19 protein-coding genes and 1 pseudogene are annotated in these 26041 nt (G+C 61.2%); 6 read left to right on the top strand and 14 right to left on the bottom strand.

The features are described 5' to 3' along the window. Positions 1-272: 272 nt before the first annotated feature. The 4 genes from RY831_RS02420 to RY831_RS02405 are packed head-to-tail and all read right to left on the bottom strand — an operon-like array spanning position 273 to position 4664. A complete protein-coding gene (locus tag RY831_RS02420; RefSeq protein WP_326504734.1) occupies positions 273-1061 on the bottom strand; it encodes a DUF2894 domain-containing protein in 789 nt (262 codons plus the stop codon). After that, positions 1058-1720: an OmpA family protein gene (locus tag RY831_RS02415; RefSeq protein ID WP_326504733.1), complete on the bottom strand. Its 663-nt coding sequence runs from the start codon at positions 1718-1720 to the stop codon at positions 1058-1060. The genes RY831_RS02420 and RY831_RS02415 overlap by 4 nt, the downstream gene beginning before the upstream one ends. Next, positions 1720-3888 carry a DUF802 domain-containing protein gene (locus RY831_RS02410; protein WP_326504732.1) on the bottom strand — a complete coding sequence of 723 codons (2169 nt, stop codon included), beginning with the start codon at positions 3886-3888 and terminating at the stop codon, positions 1720-1722. Before RY831_RS02410 ends, RY831_RS02415 begins: the two co-directional genes overlap by 1 nt. Beyond that, entirely contained in the window at positions 3885-4664 is a 780-nt protein-coding gene (locus RY831_RS02405; RefSeq protein ID WP_326504731.1) for a DUF3348 domain-containing protein, read from the bottom strand. Before RY831_RS02405 ends, RY831_RS02410 begins: the two co-directional genes overlap by 4 nt. 339 nt (positions 4665-5003) lie before the next feature. Here RY831_RS02405 and RY831_RS02400 point away from each other — a divergent pair. Beyond that, positions 5004-5641: pseudogene (locus RY831_RS02400) on the top strand (LysE family translocator). Positions 5642-5740: 99 nt separating this feature from the next. Here RY831_RS02400 and RY831_RS02395 read toward each other — a convergent pair. From RY831_RS02395 to RY831_RS02375, 5 genes are all read right to left on the bottom strand, one after another. Further along, on the bottom strand, positions 5741-7372 hold the full coding sequence (locus RY831_RS02395) for a type VI secretion system Vgr family protein (RefSeq protein ID WP_326504816.1): 1632 nt from the start codon (positions 7370-7372) through the stop codon (positions 5741-5743). A gap of 901 nt (positions 7373-8273) precedes the next feature. Beyond that, entirely contained in the window at positions 8274-9428 is a 1155-nt protein-coding gene (locus RY831_RS02390) for a hybrid sensor histidine kinase/response regulator (protein ID WP_326504730.1), read from the bottom strand. Next, entirely contained in the window at positions 9425-10033 is a 609-nt protein-coding gene (locus tag RY831_RS02385; RefSeq protein WP_326504729.1) for a chemotaxis protein CheB, read from the bottom strand. The genes RY831_RS02390 and RY831_RS02385 overlap by 4 nt, the downstream gene beginning before the upstream one ends. 5 nt (positions 10034-10038) lie before the next feature. Beyond that, complete coding sequence (locus tag RY831_RS02380) at positions 10039-10896, bottom strand: CheR family methyltransferase (protein WP_437126198.1); 858 nt, start codon at positions 10894-10896, stop codon at positions 10039-10041. After that, on the bottom strand, positions 10872-13988 hold the full coding sequence (locus RY831_RS02375) for a response regulator (RefSeq protein ID WP_326504727.1): 3117 nt from the start codon (positions 13986-13988) through the stop codon (positions 10872-10874). The genes RY831_RS02380 and RY831_RS02375 overlap by 25 nt, the downstream gene beginning before the upstream one ends. A gap of 271 nt (positions 13989-14259) precedes the next feature. Between RY831_RS02375 and RY831_RS02370 the strand changes: the two genes are divergently transcribed. Beyond that, positions 14260-15408, top strand: a complete 1149-nt coding sequence (locus RY831_RS02370; RefSeq protein WP_326504726.1) for a hypothetical protein — start codon at positions 14260-14262, stop codon at positions 15406-15408. A 217-nt stretch (positions 15409-15625) separates the two neighbouring features. Here the strand turns inward: RY831_RS02370 and RY831_RS02365 are convergent, their stop codons facing one another. From RY831_RS02365 to RY831_RS02355, 3 genes are all read right to left on the bottom strand, one after another. Beyond that, positions 15626-17314 carry a cation:proton antiporter domain-containing protein gene (locus RY831_RS02365; RefSeq protein WP_326504725.1) on the bottom strand — a complete coding sequence of 563 codons (1689 nt, stop codon included), beginning with the start codon at positions 17312-17314 and terminating at the stop codon, positions 15626-15628. Between the two features lie 148 nt (positions 17315-17462). Further along, positions 17463-17900 carry a universal stress protein gene (locus RY831_RS02360; protein WP_326504724.1) on the bottom strand — a complete coding sequence of 146 codons (438 nt, stop codon included), beginning with the start codon at positions 17898-17900 and terminating at the stop codon, positions 17463-17465. A gap of 133 nt (positions 17901-18033) precedes the next feature. Beyond that, positions 18034-18375, bottom strand: a complete 342-nt coding sequence (locus RY831_RS02355; RefSeq protein WP_326504723.1) for a hypothetical protein — start codon at positions 18373-18375, stop codon at positions 18034-18036. Positions 18376-18630: 255 nt separating this feature from the next. Between RY831_RS02355 and RY831_RS02350 the strand changes: the two genes are divergently transcribed. Continuing rightward, positions 18631-19470: an alpha/beta fold hydrolase gene (locus RY831_RS02350; RefSeq protein ID WP_326504722.1), complete on the top strand. Its 840-nt coding sequence runs from the start codon at positions 18631-18633 to the stop codon at positions 19468-19470. Between the two features lie 22 nt (positions 19471-19492). On the opposite strand, the gene RY831_RS02345 is transcribed toward RY831_RS02350, so the two are convergent. After that, on the bottom strand, positions 19493-21064 hold the full coding sequence (locus tag RY831_RS02345; protein WP_326504721.1) for a methyl-accepting chemotaxis protein: 1572 nt from the start codon (positions 21062-21064) through the stop codon (positions 19493-19495). A 188-nt stretch (positions 21065-21252) separates the two neighbouring features. Here RY831_RS02345 and RY831_RS02340 point away from each other — a divergent pair, with 188 nt between their 5' ends. Further along, positions 21253-22722 carry a sensor histidine kinase gene (locus tag RY831_RS02340; RefSeq protein ID WP_326504720.1) on the top strand — a complete coding sequence of 490 codons (1470 nt, stop codon included), beginning with the start codon at positions 21253-21255 and terminating at the stop codon, positions 22720-22722. Further along, positions 22719-23333, top strand: coding sequence for a response regulator transcription factor (locus RY831_RS02335; protein ID WP_326504719.1), 615 nt, complete (start codon positions 22719-22721; stop codon positions 23331-23333). The genes RY831_RS02340 and RY831_RS02335 overlap by 4 nt, the downstream gene beginning before the upstream one ends. 63 nt (positions 23334-23396) lie before the next feature. On the opposite strand, the gene RY831_RS02330 is transcribed toward RY831_RS02335, so the two are convergent. Further along, complete coding sequence (locus tag RY831_RS02330; protein ID WP_326504718.1) at positions 23397-24443, bottom strand: GGDEF domain-containing protein; 1047 nt, start codon at positions 24441-24443, stop codon at positions 23397-23399. 288 nt (positions 24444-24731) lie between these two features. Here RY831_RS02330 and RY831_RS02325 point away from each other — a divergent pair, with 288 nt between their 5' ends. Beyond that, positions 24732-26018 (top strand): extracellular solute-binding protein, encoded by a 1287-nt coding sequence (locus RY831_RS02325; RefSeq protein ID WP_326504717.1) that lies wholly within the window; start codon positions 24732-24734, stop codon positions 26016-26018. The last annotated feature ends 23 nt before the right edge of the window (positions 26019-26041 follow it).

Below are 26041 nucleotides of genomic sequence, written 5' to 3'. Positions count from 1 at the left end.
TGCCGGTCCGCCTTGGCATCGGTGCCCTGGTGGTAGCCGGCTTGCCGTGCTCACAATTCTTTTATGGCCGTACCGCCGGGCATCGGGCTAACTCTTCATCCAAGCCGACGCTGCCTCGCGGCGCAGTCTATTTCGGTTTTGAACGTCTGCTTCCTAGATCGTTGAAGGACGGGGAAGGGTCGATCACAGGCAGATCATCGATGTGGGATAACGTCCGCAACGTAACCCAAAGCGGTCCACATTCCGAAGCGGACGCGCAGCCATGACGGCAGTTATTTTCTTGCCGTCTTTGCCGTTCTTGCCTTCTGGGGTTTCGGGGAGGCTGCCGGCTTTTCCTTCTCGCCCTGGTCGAGGCACAGCAAGGCATCCGCATAGGAAATGAAGCGGTTGAGATAATCGGGCGAAATGTCGCGCATCAGGGCCAGCGAGCGCAGGACCAGCATGTGGGAATTGATCGGCCCCGCATTCTTCGGCGCCTGCTCGAGCGCCTGCGCCACCTGCTTGTGCACGCTCAGCTTCGACAGCGTGTTCTTGAAACTGCGTATGGTCCTGAGCTCCGGGCGCAAGCCGGCATGTTCCCTCAAATGGCTACCGGCATTGTCGGGAACATGCCGCTCCCGCTGTTCCAGCTGCCGCACCAGCGCTCCCAGTGACGAGGATGCGGATTGCCCAGACTGCCCGGACTGCTTCAAATCCCCGACCAGGCGTCGCATCGCCTTGAAGTCTCCCGCGCCATGGAGCCTCTGCAGATCCCTCGCCGCATGCGGATGTTCCCGCACCCCGCGTTCAAGGATTTCCTTCGCATCGGATTGCCCAAGGGCGAAGCACTCCCTTAAGCTTGCCAGCGCTTGCGCCAGCCTGGCGTCGAGCATGCGCCTGACGTTTCCCTGATGCGACCCGGCTCGTTCTGCCAGTACCTCGATATAGCGAAACCGCACCGGATCGAACCGATCGGCTCCCGCCGTGCGAAGGGCAGTGATCGCCGCATCGAAATCAGGAGATGCGCCGGACGATGAGTCCGGCGGACTATCCGCGACATGTCTATTTTCGGGTGCGTTCATGACGCGGCATTGGCTGCATTACCGGCATTGGGCGTAGCGGAGGCATTCGAGGTTTTCGGAACCGGCGCCATTTCCACCCTGCGGTTCTGCGCTCGCGCCGCGGCATCGGTATTCGGCACCACCGGCTGCTCGGCGCCGAAGGCCGCCGCGAACACCATGGAAGACGGCATGCCTTCATCGATCAGGGTACGGGTCACGGTCAGCGCGCGCTGCGCCGACAGTTCCCAGTTGTCGGCGAAGCGGCCGCTGCGGATGGACTTGTCATCGGTGAAGCCGCTGACCATCAGCATTTCATTGCGCGCTCCCAGATACGCCTTGAGCGGCGTGACCAGGCTCGTGAGAAGCTGCCGGCCCTCAGGCTGCAGCTGGTCCGAGTTGACCTCGAAAAGGACTTGGCCGCTGATGCCGATGCGGCCATTGTTGAGGGTAATGCGCCCGGATGCGAGCGGAATCGCCAGCGCCTTTTCCAGGCTCATGCGGCGCTGCTCTTCGATCCGGCGCTTCTTCACTTCATCCTGCAGGTGCGAAGTCAATTCCATCTGCACCGCCACCACGCCCACCAGCACCAGCACGAAGGCGCCCAGCAGGCTCGCCATCAGGTCGCCGAACGCGGCCCACACCGGCGCGCCGTGGTCTACGCTTGCATCGACCTCGTCCATCAGCGAACCTCTTCAGCCGCCAGGGCCTGCCTGGAGGGCAGCTGGCGCAGCTCGTCGAAGATTTCCTTTTGCGAGGTCATGCTCAGATCGATGATCTCGCGTGCCTGGGCCACATAGTAGGCGAGCTGTTCATCGCTTCTCGACATCGACTTGTCCATTGCGCCTTCGATGCGCTGCAGGCTTGCAATCAGTTTTTCATTGGCGTCATTGAAAGAGCTCACCGCATAGCCGAAGGCTTCGCCAAGGCTCGCCACATCGACGGCGCTGCTGATGACATGCGCGGAAATATCGGAGAGCTTCGCCGTTTCGGCAGCGACGTTTTCCGAGAATGCGCCGGCGGTGGCATTGAGCGTGGCGGCGGACGAGGCCACCAGGGAATCGATCACGCCGCGCTGCTCCACCGATGCATGATTGATCGCATCGAGCAAGCCGCTCAATGTTTCCATGATGCGGCTTCGCTCCTCGAGCAGTTCATTGTCGCGCGCGACGCTGCCGGAGATCTGCTCGCGCAGCTGCCCGATCACTTCCGCCGCTGCGCGCGGCGCTTCCGATGCGGTTTCGATCAGCCGCGTGATGGGCTCTTCGAGCGCGGTGCCCAACGTCGTCAGGTGACTTGCCAGTGCCGACTGCAGCTGCCCCAGCCGCTCCACCGCCGCGTCGCCGCGCGCGGCTTCCTCCTGCCGGAGCGCGCCGAGTTCGCTTTGCAGCAGGCCGGCCAGCCGGTCCATGCGCTCGCGGTGCTGCTCCAGCCACTGCGCTTCGGCAGCGATGCGGGAGCGCATCAGTTCCTCGGCGCCGGACACCAGGCGCGCGGTTTCGGCGAGCGTGCCGCTTGCGCTTGCCTGCACCTGGCCGGCGATGTCCTGCGCGGTGCGGTTCAGGGTATCGCACACCGCCTGCTGCTGCGCCATCGTTTGCGCACCGGTTTGCCGCAGTTCGCCGGCCAGCGACGCCGCCATGGCTTCCAGGGACTGGGTCCATGCCTGTTGCCGCAGCGCGTCGCGCTCGGTCTGCTCGGCCTGCAGGCCATGGTAGGCCTGGCCGATGGCGGACACGAGGGCTTGCGATCGCTGTTCGAAGGTCTCGCTGAAGGCATGCAATGAACGGCCCACGTCGGCGACGATGGCCGCGCTCGCCTGTTCCTGGCTTTTCTGCGCCGCGGTCCATGTCTGCGCAACGGCGGCGGCGGATTCGCCAAAACGCGCGGAAAGCCCGTCGAGCTGCATCTGCACGGTAGCGGCCATGCGCTCATGCGTGGCCGTCGCTTCACGCGCAATGCCACTCATCGCCGCCTCGACCACGGGCTTGATGCTTTCGCCGGCGACATGAGCGCTGCGGCCCAGATTCTCGCGCAGCGATTGTTCAACGCTGCGAGCCAGCTCGGCATACACGCTCTTGACGTTGCGGTGGAAATCTTCCTGGTTGCCGAGCAGGCGCTGGTTCAGCTGCTGGCTCATGCTCTCCATCTGCGTCATCATCGCCTGCAGCCTGTCGGCCACCTGAGGCAAAGCCTGGGATTGCAGCTGCAGCGCCCTGTAGGTTTCCTGGCGCTGGTGTACCAGCGAAAAGCGGCGCAGTACCGTGGCAATCTTCGTGTCCAGTACTTGCGCGGCCTGCATTCTTTCGCGTCGGCTGAGCGCCGACATCAGGCCTAGCATCGCGGACGCGGCCACACCCGCCACCGAGGTGCCGAAGGCCAGTCCCAATCCCGAGACCGGCACCGAGAGCGCGGAGCGGATCGCCTCGAGATCGGTCGTCTTTTCGAGCGCGAATACCGCCCCCTTGAGCGTGACGACCATGCCGAGGAAGGTGCCGAGCATGCCCAGCATCACCAGCATGCCGACCAGATAAGGCGTGAGCGCCGGCCCCGGCAAGGCGACGCGTTCGCCCTCGATGCGCAGTCGCACCGGATTCCGCAGCGAGGGGGGCAAGCCCGCCAGCCAGCCGTCAAGATCGGAGAGGTGGTCCGGAATGGCCGCCAGCGCCGCCGAGAGCGCGGAAGTCGCCTGACGGAAGCGGCGCAGTTCGAGCGCGCCGAATACATAGACCGCGCCAATGACGCCGGTCATCAGCAGCGCCAGGAGGCTGGAGCTGAAAAAGCCGGCACCGATCCAGATGATTCCAAGTGCGCCCAGGATGAAGACGGCAGTATATAAATGTCTATTCATTGCGTATCTTGTTTGAATGCTTCGATGAGGCCCATCGCCGGCTGCAGGCGAAGTTCCATTTCGGCCAGCAGCAGCATCTGCATGTCATTGCAGAAGCGGGCCAGCCAGGCGTCCGCCCGCGTCCGTCCGGCCAGATTACCGGCCTCCCCGGTATCCGCATGCGCTTGCTGATGTTCCTTGAACAACTGCTCGAAACGCGCCTTGAGAAGCAGCGGCACTTTCGAAAGCAGTTTCGTCTCGCGCTCGCGCAAAATCTTTTCGAACAGCGCATCGAGTTCGGCGAGCTTCCTGAGTCTGGGCGAACACTTCGCGACCGCGCTTCGGACATTGACCCGCAAGGGCTGGATGCTGGAATCCATGTCGCGCTGGTGGGCTTCATAGAAGCGGCGATACGGTGTGTAGGCGGCCGCCGGACTTTGAGACGGCACGGTTTCCGGTTCGGATGACGGCAGGCTGAGGTGCGTCTTTCCCGGCTTGCCGGAACCGGGCGAGCAGCTGGTGGTGATGGATTTGAACAGGTAGTCCTGTATGCGTCCGAATTCGGTCACGGCGGCGGCACAGGCGGCGGCATGCGCTCCGGCCTGCGGCTTCGGCGAGCTTGCAATGCCTTCGCCATGCACTGCGGACAGCGTGATCGCGTCGGCGAAGTGAATCCACTGGCCCAGCCTTTCCGCGAACGCAGCCCCGTGATCGGGCGCATCCGCGATGCCAAGATCAGCGAGGCAGCGAATGAGTTCCGAGCTGTGAAAATTCGTACGCGGTGGCGTTCGCGTCATAGGCAGGTGCAATCAAAATCGTAATAGCTGAGCCAGGCCGCATCCGCATGAACACGTACTCCGGTCCCGCCTCAGCGATTCCGAGCTGCATTCGGCGGTCATTCCGTGGCATACAAGAGCCGGGGATTATAGCTTGGCGGAGAGGGGAACTCAAACGAGCCAGAATGACAAGACAACACCGGCCGCGGCCTTGTAATGGGTTGTAAAAATGGTTGCAGGCCCTGCCGAGGCGTGGCCTGCCGTGGCGTGGTGCGGCGGGCAGGTTTGGACCGGTCGAAGTAGTATGTGAAGCGGGAATCAATTTCGTATCAGTTCCGCAAAATCCTGATGGAGACTGCCGTGGTGCCGCTTAACGACTGGTTGCTGTTCGCAGGTGCAGCATTCTTGAGGGCCCTGACGCCGGGACCGAACATGGTCTATTTGATCTCGCGGTCCATGGCCAAGGCAAGCAGGCCGGGGTGATTTCGCTGTTCGGCGTCGTAGCCGGCTTTCTCGTTCACATGCTTGCCGCAGCGGCCGGCCTAACGACGCTATTCCTGGCCATCCCCTTCGCCTTCGAGGTGCTCAAGTGGATGGGAGCAGCCTATCTCCTGTACCTTGCGTGGCAAGCCGCCAAGCCTGGAGCCCGCTCGCCATTCGAGGCAGGACCGCTGCCGGACGATCCGCCGCATCGCCTGTTCCTGATGGGTTTCATCACAAACCTGCTGAATCCGAAGATCGCCTTTTTCTACCTCTCCATCTTCCCGCAGTTCGTCAAGCCCGAACACGGCTCCGTCTTTGCCCAGAGTCTTCAACTCGGCTTCACCCACGTAGCCGCCAGCGTCTCGGTCAACCTTACCATCGCACTGTCGGCGGCGACATTCGCCGCATGGGTTGCGCAGCGCCCGGGATGGCTGACAGTTCAGCGCTATTTCATGGGGACCGTGCTAGCCACCCTGGCGATAAAAATGGCGCTTGAGCCCCGAAGGTCGGTCTAGTGGCGCGAGTGATAAATTTGCTGGTCATTTTGCGACATTTTCCTTCAACAAATTTCTAACTCACCCCACTAGGCCTCCAAGTCGATAGCGGTTCGCTGACTACTTTCGAAAAGACACTCGAAACAAACAATCTGGTCGTTCTGCCTTGAAAGCAAAGGACAGATTTCCCCATAGGCGCCTAACGGACCACACCGCCGTTTCTTGCAGTGAGCGGCCGCGTGGGTGCTGTGTAATCTCTATATCCTTGAAGTGCTGCCGTATATCGGTCAACGACACGCATGCACCATCTAATTCGATTGCAAATGCCCCTTTATCGCCAAATTTCATCTTGTCATGGATCACCATCTCGCAATAGCCGCCTCCGCCAGGGGACGAGCGGCTCTTGAAGCCCATTACGTGCGCTGCGCCCGGCAATGCATACGGCAGCGGCTGCGCGCTGTTGTACAGGCGCCCCGTGCAGATCGGCCGGTCCGGATCCCCTTCCAGGTAATCGATGATCACTTCCTGGCCGATGCGCGGGATTGCCACCGTCCCCCAGCCGGCACCAGCCCATGGCTGCGACACCCGGATCCAGCACGAACTGCGCTCGTCATGCCGGCCATAGCGGTCCCAGGGGAACTGCACCTTGATGCGGCCATACGCATCGGTATGGATTTCCTGCCCTTTCGGACCGACCACAGTGGCCGTCTGCGGGCCCGGCATGCGCGGCTTTTTGTGCTGGCGACAGGGGCGGTACGGGATCTTGCGGCGGATGCAGCTGAAGCTGTTGGCATATACCGGCGCGCTGCCGCGGTCGGCGAAGTTGTTCCTGGCGTCGATGCTCACCGACACCACCAGGAAGTCGGCATCGGTGTCGTCGTGAGCATCGAACCAGTGATGTTCGCTCAGCTTGAAGCTGCGTCCCGGGCTCAGGCTGCGGCAATCCGACGCGCCGCCGAACAGCTTGGCCTGCCATTCCAGTACTTCCAGCCGCTGCTTCGCCTCGCGTACGCCTTCGCTTGCATTGCGGTAGGCGAAGGCCGGGTTGCCATCGAAGATTTCCAGTTGCGGCACGTCGCCTTGTCTGGCCAGCGTGGGCTGCTCGACATACTGCGGCGTGGACGGCGCCTTGAAGTCGAAGGTGTTGAGCGCCACGCGCGAGGGCTGCAGGCTGCGCTGGGCCGACAGCTGGGTGATGCCGCCGCGCTGGTGGGTGCGATGGCCGCCGTTGAATTCGACGCTGGCATGATGCTCGTGCGGCGGGCAGAAGGCGGCGTTGCAGGAGTCGTCGCTGATGACGAGGGTATGGCCGTCGGCGCGGTGCTCGTAGAAATAAAACAAGCCGTGGCGCTCCATCAGGCGGGCGAGGAACTGGGTGTCGGACTCGTGGTACTGGACGATGTAGTTCTCGGGCTCGTACTTGCCGCCGAGGCGGAACTGGACATCGGCGATACCCTGGTAGTCCTCGCGCAGGACGCGGTCGATGACTTGCTCGACGGTCTGATCCTGGAAGATGCGGCAGTTGACACGGTGCGAGAGAAACGACATCCAGGGCAGGACTTCGGCGTGGTAGCAGGCGAAGCCGCCGTCGGCATGGGCGAAGGCGAAGTGATGGATGTAGCCGTTGAGGTAGTGCTCGCTGCCGTCGTCCTGCTCGATGCCGATGGTGACGTTCTTGCCGATGAGTTCCTTGAGTTCGATGCCGGCATGGGTGGAGAGCAGCTGCAGGCGGATGTGGAAGGCTTCGGACAGCGCCGCATGGGCATGCAGGGTGTCGATGAGCAGGGTCTTCTCCGGCGGCAGCGGGGAGTAGAAGCGCAGCAGGCGGTTGTTGTCGGTGAACTAGGGAATGTTGACCAGGGCGGCCAGGCTTTGCTCGACGGCGTCGGCCTGTTCGGTGGAGGCGAAGGTGGGGAAGAACGGCGTGGCCGGGGTGGCGAAGTCGCGGATGGCGTGGCCGTGCAGCGGGTGGCTGGCGATGTGCAGCACTTCGGCGGCTTGATGCGCGAGACTGGCGGCCTGTGCGGCTTTGGCGACGTCGGGGTTGAGACGGGCGGCGGCTTGCAGGCCGTGCTGCAGCGCACCTCCGGGCGTACCGGCTTGCAGCGAGTCGAGGGCCTGCATCGCCGAGGCAGCGAGTTTGAGTTCCTTGGGAACCGGTCCGACCAGGGCAGCGGCATCGGTGGCAAGTGCGGCTAGTGACGGCCGGGCCGCTGAGGATGGCACTGCGGGAGCGAGATCCTTGGACGATTCCTGTTCGGGATCATCGAACGGTTTAAACGACATGTATTCTCCGACGGTATTGCGTTCCCGCGCCCTGGATTCAAGCCGTTGCGACGCTTTGAGGTTAATTTAAATGCAATATAAAAGTTGCATGGATAGTAACATGTCGCCTTGCTTTTATTAAGAAGATTGCAACACTCGACGCGTGCAAGCGACACTCGATCTGTTGAGGGAAGGCAGTGCGGAGATGAAGAACGCGCTATGAATGACGTGGCGCGCGGTGGAAGCGATGAAAAGAATGATGGACGAGAGTTGCGCCGCTCGTGTTCATTAGCTGCATACCGGCTTGCAGTGGAGATTAGGAAGTTGTTCCGCTAGGCCGGCCTGGATGCGAATCCCTGCGGGCCGCCCCGAAGAGCGGCGAAGTGGCTCAGGCGATTTTGCTGAATAGTGAATCGAACATTATTGGCTTGGTTTCGGAATAGTCTTCGACCGGTTTGCGCGGAAAGCGGGTAACGAACGTAGTGGCGGAAGCCTCGCCTGACGTTACCGTCACGTCGCCGCCATGCAGTTCGACAAATTTGCGAACGATGTATAGGCCCAGGCCTAGTCCCTGCGTGTTCCTTTGAATGGTCTGCCGGCTGACGAATGGCTCGAACACCGATTCAAGCGCCTCGGCGGGTATCACGCCGGCATTCCGGACACTGACCGAAATCGCCTCGGGATCGGTGCCATCGACCGTTACCTTGACTGGCGCGGCATCGCCCCCGTGCTGCAAGGCATTGCCAATCAAGTTGGAAAACACTTGCTGAATTCGGTCTACGTCGGCGGCACCGATCGTGTCTCCAGCGACTTCGATAATGACGCGCCCATTTTTCCGATGATCGCCCAATTCATCAATGAGTCGTCGGCATTGCTCGGCAAAGTCCGTTTCGCCGACATGCAGTTGCATGTTGCCGGCACGGATGCGTGCAACATCAAGCAGTTGTTCGACCATTCTGTTCATGCGCAGTGAGCTTGACTGCATGCGTGTCGCAGTCGTGCGGACCATCGGGTCCTGCGATATCTTCAGCAGCAGGTCGATGCCGTTCAACACGGCGGACAAGGGCGTGCGCAAGTCGTGGCCCAGCACCGCGGCGAATATCTCGTTCATGGCCAGCGCCTGCTTCAATTCATCGAGTCGTTTAGCCAACTGTTTTTCTTTGGCATACAGTTCGACGAAGACATTCACCTTGCTTTTTAAAACGATTTCATCGATCGGCTTGTACAGGAAGTCGACCGCGCCCGCCTCATAGCCACGGAAGGAATTTTTCGGTTCGCGCGCGCCAGCGGTCAGAAAGATCAGCGGAATAGTGTTGGTGCGCGCGCTGCCACGAATCAAGGCGGCAAGCTCGAACCCATCCATCTGAGGCATCTGCACATCGATCAGTACCAATGCCACTTCTTTCACCAACAGCACTTCGAGTGCATCCGCGCCGGAGGTGGCCTGAATGACATTCAATCCGGGGCGCTTGAGCAAGGCTTCTATCGCAACCAGATTTTGTGGCACATCATCCACCACAAGTATGTTGATATCGTCGCTCATGCGTTGGTTTCCTTGGCGGCCGTATGGGCGCTTGCTAAAAGTTCGGTCATTTTACCCAAGGTAAGCACCGAATCGGCTCCCGCGCGATCAATTGCCGCAATCGGCATGGCTGCGGCCTGCGCTTCGGATGGAAGCTGCACCCAGCCCAGGCCGCCGGCACTGCGGATCGCCGTCAAGCCGGCCGCGCCGTCGCTGTTTGCACCGCTCAATACAATGCCGAGCACTGCCGTTCGGTATGCCATGGCCGCCGATTCGAACAGCATATCGATCGAGGGCCGGGAAAAGTTGAGCGGCTCATCGCAAGAAAGGGCAAATCGCCGCTCGGGCTCGATCAGCAGATGGTAATCCGGCGAGGCCAGGTAGACGGTGCCCGGCATGATCGGTTCTTTGTCTTCGGCTTCTTTCACCGGCAACTTGCAGCGACGCCCGAACAGGTCGGGCAGCAGGCTTGGCCGGTTGGGCGGCATATGCAATACCAGCGTCACCGCAGCCGAAAGATTGGCAGGCAAGCCTTCCAGCAATTCGCTCATGGCCTGGATCCCGCCGGCGGAACCGCCTATGACGATGAGATCGATCTGGTGCGAGCTAAAGGGTATTGAAAGCATGGCACTCACAGTCGCTGATAGATTTTTTCGGACGCCGCAAAATCGGCGAAACGCGCGGCGTGTTTGCTGAAGCGAAGGCTTTCCTTTGCGCCGAGGCCGAGAAATCCGCGATGCACCAGCGAATCGGCAAATAATCCGACTGCCCTATCCTGCAGGACAGGGTCGAAGTAAATCAGAACATTGCGGCAGGACACAAAATGCGCTTCCGAGAAAACGCTGTCCGTGGCAAGACTATGGTCGGCAAACACCATGCGACGACGCAGCGCGCGGTCAAACAGCGCACCGTCATATCCGGTCGTGTAGTAATCCGAAAGCGAACGGGTGCCGCCGGCCTGCTGGTAATTGCTGCTGAACCCGGCAATCCGCGACAGATCATAGATGCCGTTTTCAGCTTTTTTGAGAGCGACGGGATTGATGTCGGTTGCATAGATCAGGGTATTGTCGAGCATGCCTTCTTCGGCGAGAAGGATCGCCAGCGACCATACTTCCTCACCGGTACTGCAGCCGGCAACCCAGATCTTCAACGACGGATAGGTCTTCAGGACCGGCATCACTTGCTCGCGCAGGGACTTGAAGTAGGCCGGATCGCGGAACATTTCGCTGACCTGCACCGTGAAAAACTGCAGCATCTGTGCAAAGACTTCCGGTTCATGCAGCACCCGGCTTTGCAGTTCCGACACCGTATTGCACTCGAACTGTGTCATCGCCTGCCGGATGCGCCGGCGCAGCGATGCGATCGCATAGTGACGAAAGTCGTGCTGATAGGTCAGGTAAACCCCCTCCAGCAACAGCTTGAGTTCGACATCGAAGGTTGAATTGAATTCGGACAAGTTGCTTCCTACTTTGGTAGCCAAACCCGGCATAACGATACCAGCTTATCGGCATCGATCGGCTTGGCGATATAGTCGTTGGCGCCGGCTTCGAGACAATTTCGGCGATCGTCCGGCATTGCCTTGGCAGTCAGCGCAATAATCGGCAACCGTTCGAATTCCGGCTTCTTGCGGATTTCCTTCATCGCAGTGATGCCATCCATTTCCGGCATCATCAAGTCCATCAGGACCAGGTCAATGTCAGAATTCCGTGCGAGGGCATGCAGGGCTTCGTTTCCGTTGCGTGCTATTTCCATTTTCGCGCCAAGCGGCTCGAACACGCTGGTCAGTGCGAAGATATTGCGTACGTCGTCTTCTACCAGCAGGATGCGGCGCCCTTCATAAATTCCGTCACGCTGTCGTGCCTGCTGCAACAGCTTTTTGTGGTCTGGCGGAATGGCGGACTCGACCCGGTGCAGGAAGAGACTTACCTCGTCGAGCAGCCTGTCGGGAGACTTTGCGCCCTTGATGATGATTGAGCGCGAATAACGCCGCAACTGCTGCTCTTCATTGCGCGACAATGCGCGGCCCGTATAGATGATGACCGGAGGGAAGGCGTATTTGCCGCCGGACGACATCTGCTCCAGCAGTTCGTAGCCGGTCGCATCCGGAAGATTCAAGTCGAGCACCATGCAGTCGAACGTCTGACCCGAAACGAGCGCCAAGGCTTCCGTGGCAGTGCCGGCGGCGGTGATTTCAATGTCATCGGCCTTGAGCAACAGGCCGATGCTCTCGCGCAGATGGACATCGTCTTCCACCACCAGCACTTTGCTCGCGCGCTTGCGCAGTTTTTCTTCGAGTCGCGCGATCGCCGATAAGATATCGTCCCTCGCTACCGGCTTAAGCGCATAGCCGACCGCACCCATTTCAAGCGCGGTTTGCATATGTTCCTCCACCGACAGCATATGGATGGGAATATGCCGCGTGGCCGGATCGCGCTTGAGTTGATCAAGCACAGTCAGGCCGGACTGATCGGGCAGGCCGACATCAAGCAGGATGCCGCTGGGCTGCAGATGCTGCGCCAGTTCAATCGCTTCCCGGCCGGTCGCGGCAATGGCGCAATCGAATCCGGCTTCACGGACAAGATCCAGCAGGATCCCTGAAAAATGCGAGTCATCCTCGATGGCGAGAATCAGGCGCTCGCGCTTGCGGGCAAAGCGGTCATCGACTCGCGCCACCTGTGCCGGTGCTGATACCGGTGCTGATACCTGTCCTGGCGCTGATGCCGGTGCTGGCATGGATTCCCTAATCGCGTGCCCCGGCGTTGGTGCCGAAGCTCTTCCCGTTGCTGGGGCGGGTGCCGGCGTGACATGCGACGCAGCGGCAAGATCGGACGCGATTTCAAGCGTGAAGCTGCTTCCTTTTCCCTCCGTGCTTTGCACGGTCAGCTGGCCACCGAGCAGATGAGCGAGCTCGCGCGAGATGGACAATCCAAGCCCGGTACCGCCGTACTTGCGGCTGGTGGTGCCATCGGCCTGGCGGAACGCTTCGAAAATGACCTCCTGCTGGTGTGGCGCAATCCCGATCCCGGTATCGCTCACGGTAAAGGCGATACGTCCTGCCGCGCCTCGGCGGATATGCAGAATGACCTCGCCTTTTTCAGTAAACTTGCACGCATTCGAAATCAGGTTATTAAGTACCTGGTGCAGTCGTTGACTGTCGGTCTGGACGATTGCCGGCGCATCGGGCGCCACCTCCACGGCGAAACGCAGGCCCTTGTCGCGCGCAATGACATCGAAAGTCTGATGCACCGTCTTGATGACCGTTTGAATTGCAACCGGCTCGGGAACGATGTCAACGTGACCTGATTCGATCTTCGATAAATCGAGGATATCGTTGATAAGCGCCAGCAATTCATTGTTCGAGGAGTAAACCGTTTGTGCATATCGCACCTGCTCCTCATTCAGATTGCCCGACTTGTTATCCATGAGAATTTTTGACAGGATCAACGAGCTATTCAGCGGGGTGCGTAATTCATGCGACATGTTTGCAAGGAATTCCGACTTATAGGTATTGGCACGGCTTAATTCGTCCGCCGTTTTCTGCACGGCGCCATGCGCGTCGAGCAGATCGCGTTTCTGTGCTTCCAGGCGTTCGGCCTGCTCTTCCAGTTTCGCGTTGGTCTGCTCCAGTTCGGCCTGCTGGTTTTCCAGGCGCGCTTGCGATTCCATCAATGCGCGTCCCTGTTCCTCCAGTTCCTCGTTTGAGACACGCAGCTCTTCCTGCTGTGCCTGCAGCTCTTCGGATTGCCGCTGCGTTTGTTCAAGCAACTTCCGCAGGTTCTCGCGGTACTTGGCGGAGCGGATCGCGCTGCCGATCTTGTCGGCGATCAATTGCATGAGCTCGCGTTCATCTTCCAGCGAGACGTCGCGCAGGAAGCCGAATTCCATCACTCCGGTCACTTCGCCGTTATCGGTAATCGGTGCAATCAGCACGCTGGAAGTCGCGGTACTGCCTAGACTTGATTCGACGCGCAGATAATCCGGCGGCAAGGTTTGAACTACCAATGGCTTGCCGTTCCTGACGACTTCGCCGATCAGGCCTTGGCCCACCGCCCTTTGCGCGCTCTGCTGACCAGCGGCGATTGCATAACCGGCGCTGAACTGAAGGCTGTTGTTTTCAAGACGGTAGAACACGGCAACCTGCGCATTCAGGTAATGCACGAGCGCATGCAGGATCTTTTCCGATATTTCCGGTACTGTCGGTTCGCCGAGGATATTTCTCGCCACCTCGGCTCGACCTCGTTCCAGCCACATGAGGTGGTCGGCCACCAACCGTTCGCCGATCATGCGCCGTGTAAGGTAAGCCACTCCCAGGACCGCAAGAAAGGCAAACGACCGGTTCACGATCGCCACGTGGGACGAAGCACCCGTCGGCGACAACAAGTATCCGACAATCAAAAGCGGCATCAGCAGGGCCGTGATGCTAATAGGCAGGTTGGGATTCTTTTGCCGCAAGCACAGCACGACCGGGATGACGTACAACATCCATTCGGCATAGCCGAGCGGCGTTAAAGCGTCAACGATAAAGACGAATACGCTAATACCAAGCAGCAGGGCCGGCACCATGCGGGTCGATTTGTCCATTCCTATCCTATATTTTTATGCGTACTGCTCACGCGGAAAAACAGTACTTTACAGCAACAATGAGGCTGGCCCTGCAAAACCTGGGCCGAGTTCTCTGCTTTTGATTTTTGTCAGCAACTCCATTGGAACAAGCGCAACCGAGCCGAATTCGACCCGGTCGAATCCCAACGAGGTGATTCGCGTCCGATTGCCTGGCCATGACCCTGAAATAACCCTCTACCGCGCGGCATCTCGCTTGAATTTTGGTCGGGTTTCCTTGGAGAAGAAGAACATGAAATCTCGAGTTTCGAAGGCGTTTGGCATATGTACTCTAGCGGCCATGGTCTCGGCATGCGGCGGCGGCGCCGACATGGACATGGCAGGTTCCGGCACAAAACTCGCGCCGACCGTATGGACATCCGACGGACGCGCCACCAATTCCTGTTCCTATGACCCGCGCTGCTCGAACAATCCGCATGCGCCATTCATTGTACAGAGCGGTACCTATGCTACTGCAGGCTTCCCGGCTGACGGTGCAACGATCTCCGGCATGGTCCGGCTCCAGGTTGCGGGACTGGCACTCGAAAATGTCGAGCTCCTGCCACCCTCCGGTTATGCGCCGCGTTACGGCGTCTTCCAATTATCCAATGACAAGACCCATGCCTGGCTGGACCTCGACACGACCAAGCTTCCGAACGGCCCGATTGCCGTGCGCGCCGCCGCGTTCAACAAGCCGGCAGGCCAGCCTGATGCCGTTGAACTGACCGCGATGACGCCGCGCACCTGGGTCGTCAACAATACCAATCCGCCAGTCCAGGAATTGTCGGTGACGGCAGCCTCGGCCCCGGCGGATGGCGCCGTCCTGGCCGGAACGGTGAGGCTGGAAGTGCGCGGCACAGGCATTGCGAATGCCGAACTACTGCCCGGCATCGGCTATGCGCCGCGTCTTGGCCAGTTTAATGTTTCGGCCGATCGTACTTATGCATGGCTTGATCTTGACACGCGCACCATCCCCGATGGCGTTCGCGATGTGCGGGTGAGTGTCTTCAATGTGACGCAAGGACAGGCCGGCGCACAGGAAACGGTAGCTATTTCCCCGCGGCGCTGGGACTTCCGCAACGGCGTCGGCACGGATTTCCACGGCTCCGTGAGCGTGGCGCCGCCGCACGGCTCGACCCTCTCCGGCATTGTCGTGCTCGAGGTTCGCGGGGCCGGATTGCGCAATATCGAATTGCTGCCGCCAGAGGGCTATGCGCCAGTCCGCGGCACATTCTCGGTTTGGTCCGGGTCCTACACGATCGGCCATTACAACTTCGACACCCGCACCCTGCCGAACGGGCCGATCGATCTGCGGATCAGCGCATTTAACGTCGCGCCGGGCCAGCCCGGGGCACGCGAGAACATTGCCATGCCAACCAGGCAGTGGATTATCAGCAATTGATTGGGAAGTAGTCCTCTCCCGAAAGCCGCCCGCGGGGCGGCTTTTACTTTTAATTAACAGGGAACATGGAAAGATCCTTCATCGCTGGATAGGCGATGAAGGCCGAACAAGGTCGCGAACATATCCGCCGCGACTATTGCGACATTCCCTCGGGATGTGCGGTAACGCGAGGTGCGCTCCCGGTTCGACCCGGGTGGCCTGGGGAGCAAGCCGTCTCTCATTCTTTCGAGAGCCGATCGAAGATATAGCGCGTCATACCCTTGGCAAGTTCCTGCTCGCCAAGGAACACGCGGCACGCGCTCTCCTGCCTGAGCAGCCTTGCTTCCTCGTCGTTGTGGCTGCGAACGATGGTTTCGATCGATGGATTGAGTGCCAGTGCGGTTTCCATCATTGCGCGCACATGGAAGGTATCGGGCGTTGCAATGACCAGCACGCTGGCCCTGGCGATATGGGCCTGGATCAGCACCGCCGGCTCGGCGGCGTTCCCGGCAACGGCGGGAATATCCTGCTGGCGCAGGGATTGCACGATCTCGCGGTTTTCTTCCACCACGACATAGTTGACGTCGCGCGCGGTCAACGCGGCGCCGATGCGTCGCCCTACCCGTCCATATCCGACCAGCACCACCTGCCCGGTCAGCTTTTCCTGCGGCACCGCCATCGGCAGTTCGGCCAGCGGATCGACCCGCCGGTCGAATTTTCTCGCGAGGTCGGAATTCGATCTGAGCCACCGCTGCACCGGCTCGATCGCCTTGAAGGTGAAGGGGTTGAGCGCGATCGACAGAATGGCGCCCGCCAGCACCAGACTTTGCGCTTCCTGCGGCAGCAATTCGAGCGACACGCCGAGGGCGACGAGGATGAAGGAAAACTCGCCGATCTGCGCCAGGCTGGCCGACACCGTCAATGCGGTATTGAGCGGATAGCGCAATGCGAGCACCAGCAGGAAGGCCGCCGCCGACTTCCCTAAGACGATGATCAGCACCACGGCGAGCACCTGCAACGGCTGCTGCACGAGGACCTGCGGATCGAACAGCATGCCTACCGATACGAAGAACAGCACGGAAAAGGCTTCCTGCAGCGGCAGCGATTCCTGGGCGGCGCGGTGGCTCAGCTCCGATTCCCTCAGCACCATGCCGGCGAAAAACGCGCCCAGCGCAAACGACACGCCGAACAGCTTGGCCGATCCATACGCGATGCCGACGGCGGCGGCAATCACGCATAAGGTGAACAGTTCGCGTGAATTGGTGCGCGCCACCTGCCACAGCAGCCAGGGGAAGAGCCTGCGGCCGACCGCAAGCATGAATGCGATGAAGATCGCGACCTGGCCCAGCGTGAACACAAGAGTAGTCCACAGGGATCCTGCTTCCTGCGGCGACTTTCCGCCAAGCCAGCCGGCCAGGGCCGGCAGCAGCACAAGGACCAGCACCATGACGAGATCCTCGACAACGAGCCATCCCACGGCGATGCGTCCGTTGACGGAGTCGAGAATGCCGCGCTCTTCAAGCGCCCGCAGCAGCACGACGGTACTGGCGACCGACAGGCACAAGCCGAAGACCAGTCCCGCACCCATGCTCCAGCCCATGAACATCGCCAGCCCGAGCCCGAGCAGCGTCGCGACGGCGATTTGCAGGACGGCGCCGGGAAGCGCGATCCCTTTCATCTCCATCAGGTCGTCCAGCGAGAAATGCAGGCCGACGCCGAACATCAGCAGCATGACGCCGATTTCGGCGAGCTGGGTGGCGAGGTCGACATCGGCAATGAAGCCGGGCGTATTCGGGCCGATCAGGATGCCGGCGAACAGATATCCGACCAGCGCCGGCAGTTTCAGCTTGGCGGCGATGAAACCGAATACAAGGGCAAGGCCGAGCGCCGCCGCAATAGTGGCAATTAGACTGACGTTATGGTGCATGCAGATGGAATCCTTTTGCTTGGAGCCTTGGAGCCTTGGAGCCTTGGAGCCTTGGAGCTTGGAGCATGGTGAGGCCGGTCAGCGCAGGTCTGACCGGCCATTGGAACACGGCGGTTCGTTGAGCCGCTGCAATGCTTTTCGCGCAGCCTCAGGGAAAGACGAGCACCGGAATCGAGGACTTCTTCAGCACTTCCTGCGTGAGGCTTTCATTGAACATGGTGTCGATGACACCCAGCTTTCCCCGGGTTGCCATGACGATGGCATCGCATTGCAGGCGCTCGGCCGTGGAGAGAATTTCATCGCACGGCACGCGCGAGAGCGACACCACCGCTTCGCAGCGCACGTTGGCGCTTCGCGCCGACGCCAGTGCCCTGCCGACATTCTTCTGAGCAGAACTCAGGTTGCCGGATTCGACTTCGGCGCCGGTACGCACGGCATCCATGTCGGAACCGTTGTATAGCCGAGGTTCGGCAACGGAGAGGAAGACAAGCTTGACGTCGAGTTGCCGAGCCAGATCGACAACGACAGGAAGCGGCTTGTAGGAATGGGTTGAGCCGTCGATAGGCATCAGGATGGATTTGAACATGATCTTGCTCCCGGCAATTGCGCACATCCGTATTCCGGCCTGGTGCAGCCGGCGAGATGCTTATGCGCTGGAATGATGACGCGCCGCGGCGGACACAAGCGCCCATGCCGCGGGAATGGCAGACAATGCGGCGTCAGCCTCTGGGAGGCGGCAGTGCGCGGGGAAGATCGATGGAGGATAGAACAGGAGCAATCGTCGGCGGATTCGATGCATGGTCTCGCGGCTGCTTGGCCGCCGGGTCCAGCGCGACATAGTCCGACATTTCTTCAATGGAGGACGACACTTTCAGATCGTCGAAATCCGCATCCCCGGCAATTGACGGCGCTGCATGCGCAATGTGCTCCATGTGCTCCATGTACGCCATTTCCATCACGCCGGAGCGATCCACGGACATGACAAGCCCGCCGCCGACCGCAACGACCGTGCCCTGCGCGGAAAAAATGAAGAGCAGCAGAATGACAAGGACCTTCTTCATAGAAATGGCGGCGCCGTGCCGTGCATGGAAACTAGAGTTGTTATGACCAGAAACAGGATAGAAATAGGACTATAACAGAGGAGATTTGATTCCTTCGAATCATGGCAGCCATGAAGGCAAACTTGATTTGCACCCAAACCAAAGGCAAAGGCAAAGGCTATGTCATGCATCGAACATATGAACGATTCAATTGCATTTTTATCTATGAAAAGTGACTTATCCGTGTTGCTCACTTGATTGAAAAAAGGAAATTTCATGCAAATGATCGAGGTCGGAAGCGCGGCCAATGGAGAACCGGTCCGCCTCGCCTATCAGGATGCTGGAAGCGGACGTCCGGTGGTTTTAATCCATGGCTGGCCGGCAAGTCACGCCATGTGGCAATACCAGAGCGCGGAACTGCCGAAACACGGCATCCGCGCGATCGCCTACGATCGCCGCGGCTTCGGCCACTCCTCCAAGCCATGGGAAGGCTATGACTACGACACCCTGGCCGACGACCTGAAGGGTGTCCTGGACGGCCTCGATCTGCAGGACGTTACCCTCGTCGGCTTTTCGATGGGCGGCGGCGAGGTGGCGCGCTACATGGCCCGGCATGGCGGCGCCCGCGTGGCGAAAGTGGTGTTCGTGGCCGCGGTCACTCCCTATCTCCTGAAAACCGCGGACAACCCTGAAGGTGTCGACGCCGGCATTTTCCAGCAGATGCTGGAGGGCCTGAACAAGGATTGGCCAGATTTCCTGGCGACATTCGGCAAGCAGTTCTTCAACGTCGGCATGCTGAAACAGCCGGTGTCGCAGGCGACCCTGGACTGGATGCAGCATCTGGCGCTGCAGGCTTCACTGAAAGCCACGCTGGACTGCGTGCATTCCTTTGCTGAAACCGACTTCCGCAACGACCTGTCCGGTTTGGCGGTGCCCGCCCTGATCATCCATGGCGACGCCGACCAGATCGTGCCGATGGAGGCAAGCGCGAATCGCACGGTCGAGCTGCTGCGCTCGGTGCAGTACAAGGTCTATGAAGGCGGTTCGCACGGCCTGTTCTTGACCCACAAGGACGAACTCAACCGGGATCTGGTCCAGTTCGTCACCGCGAAGTGATTCCGGAACCGGCCTGTCCTGGCTAGGCCGGCTGCAAGTGCAAGCCACTTTCCGGCAAACGAAACTGCGCAACCGCTTCGTTGAGCAGGCGCGCCTGCTCTTCGAGCGACTCCGCGGCGGCGGCGGCCTGCTCGACCAGCGCCGCATTCTGCTGCGTTACCGTATCCATCTGCGAAACCGCGATGCTGACCTGGTCGATGCCGCTGCTTTGCTCGACGGAAGCATGGCTGATCTCGCTCATGATGTGTTCGACGCGTCCGACCGCGCCGACGATCTTTTCCATGGTCTTGCCGGCGCGGTCGACCATGGCTGCGCCTTCACCGACCTGACGCGCGGAATTGTCGATCAGCTCCTTGATCTCCTTTGCCGCTGCGGCCGAACGCTGCGCAAGATTGCGCACTTCGCTGGCCACCACCGCGAAGCCGCGTCCCTCCTCGCCGGCGCGCGCCGCTTCCACCGCGGCATTGAGCGCGAGGATATTCGTCTGGAAAGCAATGCCTTCGATCACGCCGATGATGTCGACGATGCGTGCCGACGAGGCGCTGATGCCATCCATCGTCACCACCACGCTATGCACCACCTTGCCGCCTTCTTCGGCAATCTGCAGCGCATCGCCCGACAGGCCGCTGGCCTGTTTTGCATTACCCGCATTGCGCTTGACGGTGTCGGCCAGGTTTTCCATGCTGCTGGCGGTTTCCTGCAGCGAAGCCGCCTGCTCTTCGGTGCGCTGCGACAGGTCGGCATTGCCGGTGGCGATTTCGCGGCTGGCCGTGGCGATGAGCTCGGAGCCGGCACGCAATTTCCCCACCATCGCGCAAAGACCGGACTGCATGCGGACGAGGCCTTCCATCAGGCGGCCAATCTCGTTGCGCCCGCAGGGCTCGATGCGCGCGCTCAGGTCGCCGCCGGCGATACGGTCGAGCTGATCCATCATCTCTCCCAGCGGCTGCACGATGGATTTGCGGATCATCCATGCCACCCAGGCGCCGAGCAGCACGCCGATGACGATGAGCGCGATCGCGGCGCGCACGAACAGCCGGAAGTCCTGCTGCCCCTGTTCATACTCATGCTTGGCGCTGTCAAGCTGCTGCTGCGCCAGTGCCGCGCCGCGCGCATTGAGTTCGCGGTCCAGGGCCGGAAGCACTTCCATCACATTGCGGCTGATGGCGTCGCGGTCGAGCGCCTGCAGCGACTTGATCAGCGGCGCCACGCCATTGTTGAAGAACGACTCGCGCCTGGCGGCGACGTCGGCTGCAATCGCCTGCTCTTTTTCATTGCGCGGCAGCGCTGCATAGGCGTTCCATGCCTGCTGCGACTTTTGCATGAAGGTTTCGGCGCCGGCGATGCGCTTGGCCGCGTCGGGCGACTCCGGCGCAAACGCCGCCTGGTCGAGCAGCACCCGCACCAGCATCTGGTTGGAGCGCGCATCGGCAAGATGAATGCTGGCCGCGAGCTGGTTCTCGTACAGGTGGCGCGTGGCTTCGTTGCTCTTGTACAGGGACGCCAGCGCCGCAGCGCCGGAAACGATCAGCAGCACGCTGTTGAATGCGATCAGCCAGACGAGACGCATTCCGACACTGGTATTACGAAACATGCAAGCTCCTTAAGCAAGGCTCGTGAACGGACAAAACAGAACAGGAAAAACAGCGGGGCGACGCTGCCTGTACATGCCGCCGAGCTTAGCTTACTATACAAATTTTGTATACAATAAGTGGCTGAAGTGGAAACGGGCGTTGCATTGACGCTATTGCTCAGCCTGCCATCGGAAAGGCGGAAATGCCAATGCGTCATCTATTTGCGAACCGGACCCGGTTTCTCGCCTGGCTCGCGGCCTGGCTGCTTTGCACGGCGGCCGGCATCGGTTGGCTCTGCCGGTCGGAATTCGAGGCGCAGCGCCGACTGTTTGAAACCGACAGCCGGATTGCGCACCGGCTGCTGACGCAGCGCACGGTGCAGCACGACACCATTCTCGCCACGCTGGCCGCGGGCGGAACCGATGATGCGGCGTGCGCGCCATCGGCGCGCACGCAGGTGATGCGCATGTATCCGCAGCTCGTCGCCGTGCTGTGCAGCCGCATGGCGTCCGCGTGGGATGACAAGCTGCTTAAAGCGGAAGCAGCGTCGCGCCGCAGCGGGCATGCCGAAGTCGCCGGCCCGGAATTTTCCGGCGGCCGTTACTGGCTGGTGCAGGCCGGGGAGCATGGCAGCTGGGCGCTGCGGATCGACATGCGCCAGATGATTCCTCGCGTCGAATGGCCGGGCGCGCCGCTGCAGGTGCGGCTGCGCCATGCCGGCGATGCCATGCTGCTGCAGCAGGAGCCGGCTCGGGAAGCGGCATGGCGGATGGATTTCAGCAAGCCTCTTTCCTCGGACAGCCAGCCCTTCGAGCTTGTCATCCAGCGCGGCTTTGCATGGTCGGATCTGCCGCTGGCGGCGATGACGCTATGGAGTCTGCTTTCTACGCTAATCGTGGCGGCGGCCTATGCGCTGCGGCGACAATCGGTGGAGCGCCGGCGCGCCGAAAGCCTGCTGCGCCTGCGCCGCGTTGAACGGCTCAACACCCTTGGCGAGCTTTCCGCCGGCGTCGCGCATGAATTGAACCAGCCGCTCACCGCGATACTCGCCAATTGCCAGGCGGCGCGGCGCCTGCTTGAGAAGGAAGCATGCGATGTGCCGGCTGCCGCTGCCGCGCTCGGGCATGCGATTGCACAGGCCAAGCGTGCCAGCGCCGTCATCGGCCGCCTGCGCGGGCTGGTGGAACAGCGGCAGCAGGAACAAGTAGTTCGCCCGGTCGTGCTGGGCGACGCGGTGCGGCGCGCGCTGCACCTGCTGGAGCCGGAGCTGCAGCAGCGGCATACCGCGCCGGTGCAGGTGGAAGAAACGAAGCCGGTGGCGGTGGTGGCCGACCCGGTGGCGCTGGACCAGATCCTGCACAACCTCCTGCTCAATGCACTGCAGGCCATGGAGGGTATGCCGGTGGCATCGCGCCGCCTGCGCATCCATATCGCGGCCGGACCGGATGATGCCTTGCTGCGCATCGCGGACAACGGCCCGGGGATTGCGGCACAGGCGCTGCCGCGGCTGTTCGAGCCTTTTTACACGACTCGGGAAAACGGACTGGGACTGGGGCTGACATTGTGCGAAACCCTCGCTGGCAACATGGGCTGCACCATCAGCGCCGCCAACGGCGCTACATGCGGCGCCGAGTTTTCACTGCGTTTTTCACGAATGGAACAGGAGATGGCGGCATGACTTCCTTACTGCCGGTGATATATCTGGTCGATGACGACGACGCGGTGCGTCAGGGCCTGGCGTTGCTGCTGTCGACCGTCGGCATGCAGGTACAGGCGCATGCAAGCGCCGATGCCTTCCTGCTGCGCTTCGATCCGGAACAGCCGGGCGCCATCCTGCTCGACGTGCGCATGCCCGGGGGCAGCGGCATGAGCCTGCTCGACAGGCTGATGGCGATGAACGTGACGCAGCCGGTGATCATTCTCACTGGCCATGCCACCGTCGACCTGTGCCGCCGCGCATTCAAGTCCGGCGCCACCGAATTCCTGGAGAAGCCGGTGGATGACGAGCTGCTGATCGACACGCTGCAGAAGGCGCTCAAGGCTCATCTGCTGCAGAAGGGCCGCAAGGAAGCCGAACGCGCGGCGCTGGAACGCTATGCCCGCCTGTCGGCGCGCGAGCGCGAGGTACTGGAGCTGCTGGTGGCCGGACTGACAAACCGCGAGATCGGCCGCGCGCTTGATCTTTCGCCGCGCACGGTGGAAGTGCACCGCGCGCACCTGGCGGAAAAGCTGGAAGCCGAAACCCTGGCGCAGCTTGTGCGGCAGTATGCGCCGCTGGTGGAAGGATGACTTGCGTCGCCTCCGGCACCTTGCAGCGACGTCAGCGTCAAGTGACTGGATGTAGGAATGCAATCAGCCGGGCGTGTTGTCCTCGTGTCTTCTGTGTCTTCTGTGTCTTCTGTTTTTCCTTTTCACCGCATACATGTTTTCATCCGCCATGGCGAGCATGGCGTCCAGGCCGGGGAGATTTGCGCCGTCAAAGCTCATGACACCCAGGCTGCAGCCCAGCGCATAGCCGCGTTGCGATTGCAGCGCATGGGCAGCCAGTTCCGCCTCCATCCGGCGGACCGCCGCTTCGACCGTGGCCGGATCGGCGTTGGTTAGCATCACCACGAATTCATCTCCGCCCAGCCTGGCGACAATGTCGGAGCTGCGGAATGTCGAGCGCAGCATGCCTGCGAACACCCTGAGCACATGATCGCCCTCGACATGACCGAAGGTATCGTTGATCTGCTTGAAGCGGTCCAGGTCGCAGTAGAGCATCGCGACCGGGCTCGCGGCCCGCCGGCACAGTTCCAGCGCCTGCCCGGCGGCGGACAGGAAGCCTCGCCTGTTGAGCAGGCCGGTCAGGTCGTCGCTGGTGGCCGCCGCAACCGCCCTCAGTTCCTGCGAGGTCATTTCACCCAGGTCGCGCAGCAACTGCAGATCCTGCTCCGAGAAGCGGCGCGGCACCGTGTCCTTCAGGCACAGCGTGCCGATGTGAATGCCATCGCCCAGGCTCAGCGGATAGCCCGCGTAGAACCGTATGTGCGGCGCGCCGGTGACCAGCGGATTGTCGGCGAAGCGCTGGTCGGCCGTCGTATCCGGAATCAGCAGTACGTCATCGCCGAGAATGGCGTGGCCGCAGAAAGAGATATCGCGCGGCGTCTGCCGCACATCGAGCCCGATGCAGGACTTGAACCACTGGCGGTTGGCATCGACCATGCTTACCAGTGCGATCGGCACGTTGAACAGTCGCTGGGCGATTCTCGTCACGCGGTCGAAGCGTTCCTCGCAATCCGTATCGAGAATGGCAAGGCTGCGCAGCAGGGAAACGCGAACTAGCTCGTTGGAGGGAAAATCGGGCGGAGTCATTTGAGCAACAGGATCGGTGAGCGCCAAGGACGAAAGCTCATTCATGGCTCCGGGCAGCCACTGCATCATGCCAAGAAAGTTTTGGGCATGCAACGTGTTTATGGCTAGCCATAAAGACCGTGGCAAGGCTCGACTGCGCCGCCCTTGGCGCTGCATCAAATGCGCGGCCCGGATCAGCACTATCACTTCCTATACACTTCAACCAGGCTTGCCCCGTCTGATCAAGATTCCATGCATCGCGGCAAGATGCGCGATGTGCTGGTGATGGACAAACGCCGCGTACGCCGTTGTCACCCTTGACACCAGTGGAGACGATATCCGGAGACATTGCCGATGCGAATAGCTCGCTTGCTTGCCGTTCTGATATGGGCGATGGTTTTCTGCACGCAGGCGCAGGCGCAGACCGAAGTCCGCCTCTGGACCTTGCTCGGGGGCGGAGACGGCGCACGCATGCGCAGCTTGATCAGGGAATTCAACGCAAGCCAGCAAGACGTCAGGGTCGTCGAAACGGTTCTCAAATGGGGCGAGCCCTTCTATACCAAGCTGATCACGGCCTCGGTCGTGGGCGCGGGGCCGGATGTGGCCTCCATTCATCTGTCGCGCATCGCGAATCTCGCGGGCGGAGGCGTATTGCGCGCCATCAGCGCGGATGAACTGGCAGAGGCCGGACTTCGGTCCGGCGATTTTTATGCCCGCCAATGGCATGGCGCGCAATACCGGGACCAGACCTATGCGGTGCCGCTCGATCTTCATATGCTGGTGCTGTATTACAACAAGACGCTGGCGCGCCGTGCCGGCCTGCTCGATGCGAACGGCGGCCTCCGGCCGGTGGAAGGCATCGCCGCATTGACGCAGGCCTTCCGCGCGGTGAAGGAGCAGACCGGCGAGCAGGGCATGACCATGGAGAGCGGCCCGAACTCGTTCGCGGTATGGCGCCTATGGCTTTCCATGCTGGCACAGCGCAACACACCGCTGATCGACGGGGCAGGCTTCGCCTACGGCAAGGCCGGGCGCGAGTCGCTGGCAGCGATCAGCGACTGGTATGCCAGCGGCTATGCAAGCAGCGGGCTCGACTATCCCGCATCGACCAGCCAGTTCATGAGCGGCAAGGCCGGGTTCATGATCAATGGCGTGTGGGAAGTGCCGGAAATCGCCGCCGCGCGAAGAAGCGGGACCCTCGGCTTCGAGGTCGGCATCATGCCGTTTCCGCGCATGTACGAAGACCGCAGCGTATGGGGCGACGCACACGGCTTTGCGATACCGGCCAACGGTGACAGCCCTCCGTCCGCCGAGAAAGTGCGGGCGGTAATGCGTTTCATTGCGTACGTCAGCAAGCATTCGATCGCCTGGGCCGAAGGCGGCCATGTGCCCGCCTACCGCCCGGTGGCCGAATCGGCCGCGGCGCGCGCGCTCATGCCGAATGCGCTGTATGCCGGCAGCGTGGAGCATGTGATCGACGAGCCGGCCGCGTGGTACGCGGGCGCGGCCGGCCCCCTGCAGTCGATCGCCTCCAAGTATCTTCCGGCTGCCCTGGCGGGACAACTGACGCCGGCACAGGCGCTGGACATGTTCGAAACCGAAGCGGCACGCCTGCTCAGGAAGCGGGCGCCGCAATACTGAGCCACCGGATGCCGCAACTTTTC

Source organism: Noviherbaspirillum album, assembly GCF_035916955.1.
Taxonomy (GTDB): Bacteria; Pseudomonadota; Gammaproteobacteria; order Burkholderiales; family Burkholderiaceae_D; genus Noviherbaspirillum; species Noviherbaspirillum album.
This window is presented reverse-complemented; position numbering and strand designations above follow the sequence as displayed.

What these genes read in the sequence shown, in the direction of transcription:
- RY831_RS02420 (WP_326504734.1), bottom strand. Translation starts at nt 1,061, where the DNA reads ATGAACGCACCCGAAAATAGACATGTCGCGGATAGTCCGCCGGACTCA.
- RY831_RS02340 (WP_326504720.1), top strand. Translation starts at nt 21,253, where the DNA reads ATGCGTCATCTATTTGCGAACCGGACCCGGTTTCTCGCCTGGCTCGCG.
- RY831_RS02330 (WP_326504718.1), bottom strand. Translation starts at nt 24,443, where the DNA reads ATGAATGAGCTTTCGTCCTTGGCGCTCACCGATCCTGTTGCTCAAATG.
- RY831_RS02360 (WP_326504724.1), bottom strand. Translation starts at nt 17,900, where the DNA reads ATGTTCAAATCCATCCTGATGCCTATCGACGGCTCAACCCATTCCTAC.
- RY831_RS02380 (WP_437126198.1), bottom strand. Translation starts at nt 10,896, where the DNA reads ATGCCGGGTTTGGCTACCAAAGTAGGAAGCAACTTGTCCGAATTCAAT.
- RY831_RS02345 (WP_326504721.1), bottom strand. Translation starts at nt 21,064, where the DNA reads ATGTTTCGTAATACCAGTGTCGGAATGCGTCTCGTCTGGCTGATCGCA.
- RY831_RS02405 (WP_326504731.1), bottom strand. Translation starts at nt 4,664, where the DNA reads ATGACGCGAACGCCACCGCGTACGAATTTTCACAGCTCGGAACTCATT.
- RY831_RS02325 (WP_326504717.1), top strand. Translation starts at nt 24,732, where the DNA reads ATGCGAATAGCTCGCTTGCTTGCCGTTCTGATATGGGCGATGGTTTTC.
- RY831_RS02385 (WP_326504729.1), bottom strand. Translation starts at nt 10,033, where the DNA reads ATGCTTTCAATACCCTTTAGCTCGCACCAGATCGATCTCATCGTCATA.
- RY831_RS02370 (WP_326504726.1), top strand. Translation starts at nt 14,260, where the DNA reads ATGAAATCTCGAGTTTCGAAGGCGTTTGGCATATGTACTCTAGCGGCC.
- RY831_RS02410 (WP_326504732.1), bottom strand. Translation starts at nt 3,888, where the DNA reads ATGAATAGACATTTATATACTGCCGTCTTCATCCTGGGCGCACTTGGA.
- RY831_RS02375 (WP_326504727.1), bottom strand. Translation starts at nt 13,988, where the DNA reads ATGGACAAATCGACCCGCATGGTGCCGGCCCTGCTGCTTGGTATTAGC.
- RY831_RS02415 (WP_326504733.1), bottom strand. Translation starts at nt 1,720, where the DNA reads ATGGACGAGGTCGATGCAAGCGTAGACCACGGCGCGCCGGTGTGGGCC.
- RY831_RS02390 (WP_326504730.1), bottom strand. Translation starts at nt 9,428, where the DNA reads ATGAGCGACGATATCAACATACTTGTGGTGGATGATGTGCCACAAAAT.
- RY831_RS02355 (WP_326504723.1), bottom strand. Translation starts at nt 18,375, where the DNA reads ATGAAGAAGGTCCTTGTCATTCTGCTGCTCTTCATTTTTTCCGCGCAG.
- RY831_RS02350 (WP_326504722.1), top strand. Translation starts at nt 18,631, where the DNA reads ATGCAAATGATCGAGGTCGGAAGCGCGGCCAATGGAGAACCGGTCCGC.
- RY831_RS02365 (WP_326504725.1), bottom strand. Translation starts at nt 17,314, where the DNA reads ATGCACCATAACGTCAGTCTAATTGCCACTATTGCGGCGGCGCTCGGC.
- RY831_RS02335 (WP_326504719.1), top strand. Translation starts at nt 22,719, where the DNA reads ATGACTTCCTTACTGCCGGTGATATATCTGGTCGATGACGACGACGCG.